The following is a 1,708-nucleotide window of genomic DNA, read 5'->3' as shown; positions in this document are numbered from 1 at the left end:
GGTTCAAAAAGGCCCGATCATGGGTAACAGGCGCGCGCGGGTGCGTGGCCGCGTGGACGGCGGCTGGCGTCAAGAGCGTCGCGTGTGTGGTCAGTTGCGTTTGAAGGGTTGGTAGCCCAACAGTTCCACCCAGTGCGGATGGGAACAGCCCGTCAGCAACTGCGCCGGACTCTTACCCACGCGTTCCGGATGTTCACTGCGACCGAACCGTCGATGGTTCAGAAAGAACCGCAGCAGATCCAGGTACGCACCACCCAGATGTCTCCGCAGAAAGAAGTACCCGCGCAACCGACTGTTCAGGTTCTCGATCACCGAACTGGCCCGGACCGTCTGGGACGCTACATCCGCCACTGCGTTCTGTAAGCTCCAGTACCGGGCACCCAAACGACGCCGCAACTCCGCGTCCCGCGGCCACGTAGCGGGACAACGCCCGTCCAACGCGGACACCTCCAGGAGTTCACGCACCGACGCCGGCGACACCTCATACTCCTTCGCCACGGCGGCCAACTGCTCATCGAGGGCGGCAACGAAGGCGAGCAGGTCGTCGCGCTGGTTGCGGAGAGCACGAACCACCGGACCGATCCGGTGCGGGCACCGGGGTTCCCGCGACTCCAACTCGGCAACCACGAAGTCGAACAGTTGGCCGCGGGTCGGGTGGTCGGGACCGGCAACGGCGAAGGTGTCGTCCCGCAGCCAGCCGATGAGCACGGATACGTCGTCGGCCAGGGTGATCGCCCGGTCTTGCTCCTGACGCACCAACGCGAGCCGTTTGGATTGGGTATTGCCGCGACCGTGCCGCTTGGCCCGTGTCATGCGCCGTTGCTGCTGGTCACCGGCTCCGATGACGCCGTAGGCCCGATTATCCAGGAACCGGACCAACTGGCCCAGATCACGCAGGGCGTGGAACACGTCGCCGCGACAGGGTGTGTCGGGCCAAGCGAGGGCCTGGCCGGCGCGCAGACCACGACCCCCATCGGCGATGGTCGCGTCGGGTCGGAGGCCGTGATCCTGCAACTCCAACAACCGGACGCCCCAGGTGTCAGCGTCGCGGTGCTCTTCGAGGCTCCGTACGTAGCAGAAGGTGGACGCCACATCGACCCCGACGAGGACCGGTTGCCCGTGCTGAAAGATCTGGTCGTGCGCGCCGATACGGACCGGGGACAGATCGTAGCGTGTGTTGTGATGCCGTGCCGACTCAACGGCCGAGTGGACGATGTTGTGGACGGTGCCGAGGGAGATCTCGTGGTCGAAGAAGTCGCAAAAGAGTTCGACGACCCCGCGCAGCGGACAGTGCCCGATGAGCACCAAGCCAAGCGTGAACTGCTCGATCCAACGTTTGGTAATGGGGAGGTGGAACAGGACCGACGCGTCGGTGGGTGGCGGGTCAAAGGCGTTATTCAGCGCCTCTCGTGCGAGGTCTTGTTGTCGGTAAACGAACTTGCGGCTGACGTGGGTGTGTCTCGCGAGGGTGGAAATGGGTTGTGTGCCGGCCAGCGCGTGGAGCGCCAGGCGTTGGCGTTGCTCGGGTCGCAGCGCGTGGGCGGGTGGCGGGTTGGTAACGGGGGAGTGGACCGCCGGCGGCTGTGGAGTAGAAACACACATGCCTGGTTCCTTTGAGTTCTGGAGGCGTCGCAACCACCAGTCTCGGGGAAACAGGCATTTTCGTGAATCACTCAACCGACACTGTTACCCGCTCCTGAACCAGGCC

Annotated in this window: 1 protein-coding gene; it reads right to left on the bottom strand. The window is 64.6% G+C overall.

Going from position 1 to position 1,708, the window contains the following annotated elements:
* Positions 1 to 90 precede the first annotated feature (90 nt).
* A complete protein-coding gene (locus R5W23_RS07600) occupies positions 91 to 1,635 on the bottom strand; it encodes a hypothetical protein (RefSeq protein WP_320685817.1) in 1,545 nt (514 codons plus the stop codon).
* Between the last annotated feature and the right edge of the window lie 73 nt (positions 1,636 to 1,708).

The sequence above is a fragment of the Gemmata algarum genome (assembly GCF_034097035.1).
GTDB classification, from domain to species: domain Bacteria; phylum Planctomycetota; class Planctomycetia; order Gemmatales; family Gemmataceae; genus Gemmata; species Gemmata algarum.
Note: the sequence above shows the minus strand (reverse complement) of the source record. Positions and strands in the feature narration are given on the sequence as shown.